Annotated in this window: 4 protein-coding genes; 2 read left to right on the top strand and 2 right to left on the bottom strand. The window is 68.4% G+C overall.

Going from position 1 to position 3,475, the window contains the following annotated elements:
* Both D477_RS20465 and D477_RS20460 read right to left on the bottom strand, forming a co-directional pair.
* A partial coding sequence (locus D477_RS20465) for a 5-oxoprolinase subunit B family protein (RefSeq protein ID WP_005275152.1) occupies positions 1-453 on the bottom strand: 453 nt, incomplete at its 3' end.
* A complete protein-coding gene (locus D477_RS20460) occupies positions 450-1,208 on the bottom strand; it encodes a LamB/YcsF family protein (protein WP_005275149.1) in 759 nt (252 codons plus the stop codon). The genes D477_RS20460 and D477_RS20465, both read right to left, overlap by 4 nt.
* Before the next feature lie 196 nt (positions 1,209-1,404).
* On the opposite strand from D477_RS20460, the gene D477_RS20455 reads away from it, so the two are divergent.
* Both D477_RS20455 and D477_RS20450 read left to right on the top strand, forming a co-directional pair.
* Positions 1,405-2,619, top strand: coding sequence for an NRAMP family divalent metal transporter (locus D477_RS20455; RefSeq protein WP_005275147.1), 1,215 nt, complete (start codon positions 1,405-1,407; stop codon positions 2,617-2,619).
* A 3-nt stretch (positions 2,620-2,622) separates the two neighbouring features.
* Entirely contained in the window at positions 2,623-3,447 is an 825-nt protein-coding gene (locus tag D477_RS20450; protein WP_005275146.1) for a putative hydro-lyase, read from the top strand.
* The last annotated feature ends 28 nt before the right edge of the window (positions 3,448-3,475 follow it).

Here is a 3,475-nt window from a genome sequence, read left to right as displayed (position 1 = left end):
GGCGGGCACGGCGGTGCGCGGGGTCGCGCGGCGCGGCACGTCCAGCAGATGGTTCTCGCCGGTGAGATACGCAAAGCCCGGGGCGAAGCCGCCGAAGGCCGCGGTCCAAACCTGCCCGGTGTGCGCGTTGACCACTGCCTCGGGGCTCAGCCCGGTGAGGCGCGCGACCTCGGCGAGGTCCTCGCCGTCGTAAATGACCGGAATGTCCACGGTCTCACCGGTCCCGGCCGGCGCCTGGCCCAGTTCCAAACGTTCGACGGCGGTGCGCGCCGCGAGGGCGTGGGCGCGGGTGTCGCACTGGATCAGGACGGTAGCGGCCGCGGCGAGCACGTCGAGCTGGCCCGGCAGCGGGTTGCTGAGCAGGTGCGCGTGCAGCGCGAGCACGGAATCCAGGTCCGGGAGGTCGACCAGCAGCGCGCGCGGCCCGGCGAAATGGACGGCCTTGACGCTCACGCAAAGCTCCGGACCGTCACGCCCGCCGACTCGAGTCCCGCCCGCACCGCAGCCGCCATCGCGACCGAGCCGGGGGTGTCGCCGTGGACGCAGATGCTCTCGGCCTCCACGGTGATGGTGGAGCCGTCGATCGCGGTGATCTTGCCGGTCTGGGCCAGCCGGACCATATTGCCGACGACGGTGTCCGCGTCGTGGATGACGGCGCCGGGTTCGCGCCGGGAGACCAGTGTGCCGTCCGGGTTGTAGGCCCGGTCGGCGAAGGCTTCGGCCACCCCGCGCACGCCGGCGGCCTCCGCCTTGGCCAGCGCGACGGAGCCGGGCAGCAGGAGCAGGGGCAGGTCCCCGCCGAAGGCACGTACGGCGTCGACCACGGCCTGGGCCTGGGCCTCGTGGTGGACGATGGTGTTGTAGAGCGCGCCGTGCGGCTTGACGTAGCGGATCTGCGCGCCGGCCGCCTGGGCCAGGGCCTGCAGTGCGCCCATCTGGTAGAGCACATCGTCGGCCAGTTCAGTGGGTGTGCAGTCCAGGAAGCGGCGGCCGAAACCGGCCAGGTCCCGGTAGCCCACGTGCGCTCCGATGGTCACGCCGCCGGCCACCGCATCGCGGCAGGTCTGCGCGATCGTGCTCGGATCGCCGGCATGGAAGCCGCACGCCACGTTGGCGCTGGACACGGAGCGGAAGATGGCGGCGTCGTCGCCCATTTTCCAGTTGCCGAAGGATTCCCCGACGTCGCTGTTGAGGTCGATAATAGCCATGTTGTGACACCCGTCTCGTCGATTCGTCCCTAACAGGATGCACCACAATTCCAGATTGTTCAACAATTATTTGGAGCCACTCCCGGAGGTGGCCGCAGCGCTTTGTTGAACAATCTCTTGCCAAGATTGTTCAACAAACTGTAAGGTCTCTCCATTGCCCGTGTGACTGCTGTCACCGATCCAGATGGGAAAACCAATGGACAAGACAACACCAACCAAGGTGCGTCCCAACTTCCAGCGCACTGCGATGCTGGGCGCCATGTTCCTCATGGCCACCAGCGCCATCGGTCCGGGGTTCATCACCCAGACCACCGTCTTCACCGTGCAGCTCGGCGCCGCCTTCGCGTTTGCCATCCTGCTGTCGGTCCTCGTGGACATCGCCGTCCAGCTCAACGTCTGGCGGATCATCGGCATCTCGGGGATGCGGGCGCACGAGCTCGGCAACAAGGTGCTGCCCGGGGCCGGCTGGCTCCTCGCCGCGCTGGTGTTCCTGGGCGGCGTGGTCTTCAACATCGGCAACATCGCCGGCACCGGGCTCGGCGTCAACGCCATGATGGGCCTGGACCCGAAGATCGGCGGCGCCGCCTCGGCGGTCATTGCGATCCTGATCTTCCTCTCCAAGAAGGCGGGCATGGCCCTGGACCGGATCGTCGTGCTGCTGGGCGCCCTGATGATCCTGCTGATGCTCTACGTCGCAATTGTCGCCGCGCCGCCTGTCGGGGAAGCCCTGAAGAACACCTTCCTGCCGGAGAAGATCGACTTCCTCGTCATCACCACGCTGATCGGCGGCACGGTCGGCGGCTACATCACCTACGCCGGCGCCCACCGCATGCTCGATTCCGGTGCCCACGGGGTTGAGAACGTCAAGGCCATTTCCCGCAGCTCGATCCTGGGCATCCTCGTCACCGGCATCATGCGCGTGCTGCTCTTCCTCGCCATCCTCGGCGTGGTGGCCGGCGGCGTGGCGCTGACCAGCGACAACATGGCGGCCGAGGCCTTCGGTGCCGCGGCGGGCGAAATCGGCATGCGCATGTTCGGCGTGGTGCTCTGGGCCGCCGCGCTGACGTCGGTCATCGGCGCCGCCTACACCTCGGTTTCCTTCATCACCAAGACCACGACGGCCGAACGCAAGCGCAACCTGATCATCGTCGCCTTCATCGCCGTCTGCGCCGTGATCTACGTGTTCCTCGGCCAGGCCCCGCAGGAACTGCTCATCTTCGCCGGCGCCTTCAACGGCCTGATCCTGCCCATCGGTTTCGCCATCTTGCTCTGGGCCGCCTGGCGCCGCAGGGACCTGCTGCACGGCTACGCCTACCCGAAGTGGCTGCTCATCCTCGGCGCTGTCGCCTGGCTGCTGACCCTGTACCTCGGCTGGAACTCGCTGGCCGGCCTGTCCCAGTTCTGGAGCTAGACAATGACCGACCTGCAGAACACCACTGGCACCGTTTCCCTGCCCGCGGATCCGGGCGCCCTGTCCCCGGCCGAAGCCCGCGCCGCCTTCCGCTCCGGCCTGGCCGTCCCCACCGCGGGCTGGTCGCGCGGTTTCGCGCAGGCCAACCTGATCATCGTGCCCCGTGAGCTGGCGTTCGACGTGCTCCTCTTCGCCCAGCGGAACCCGAAACCGTGCCCGATCCTGGGCGTGCTCGACGCCGGCGAGACCACCGGACCGCTGCTGGCCGGCGGCGACATCCGCACCGACGTGCCGCGCTACACGGTCTACCGCGACGGCGAGAAGGTCGATGAGCCCACGGACATCAACGACTACTGGCGCGACGACCTGGTCACCTTCATCGTCGGCTGCTCGTTCACCTTCGAATCCGCGCTGCGCGAGGGCGGCATCTCCATCGCGCACATCGACCAGAACGTCAACGTGCCGATGTACCGCACCAGCGTGCGCTGCGAGCCGGCCGGATCGATGGGCGGCCCGCTCGTGGTCTCGATGCGTCCCATCCCCGCGTCCCAGGTGCCCGACGCCGTGCGCATCACCTCCCGCTACCCGGCGGTGCACGGCGCGCCGGTGCATGTGGGCAACCCGCACGAGATCGGCATCGCGGACCTGGCCAAGCCGGACTTCGGCGATCCCGTGCGGATTCCCGAGGGGCACCTTCCGGTCTTCTGGGCCTGCGGGGTCACCCCGCAGGCGGCGGTGATGGAGTCCCGGCCGGCGCTGGCCATCGGGCACGCCCCGGGCCACATGCTCATCACGGACGCCAAGGACAGCAGCTACCTGGTCCCTTAAACCGCCAACGACGACGGCGCTTGGGTTC

Source organism: Arthrobacter crystallopoietes BAB-32 (assembly GCF_000328305.2).
Classification (GTDB): domain Bacteria; phylum Actinomycetota; class Actinomycetes; order Actinomycetales; family Micrococcaceae; genus Crystallibacter; species Crystallibacter crystallopoietes_A.
Note: the sequence above shows the minus strand (reverse complement) of the source record. Positions and strands in the feature narration are given on the sequence as shown.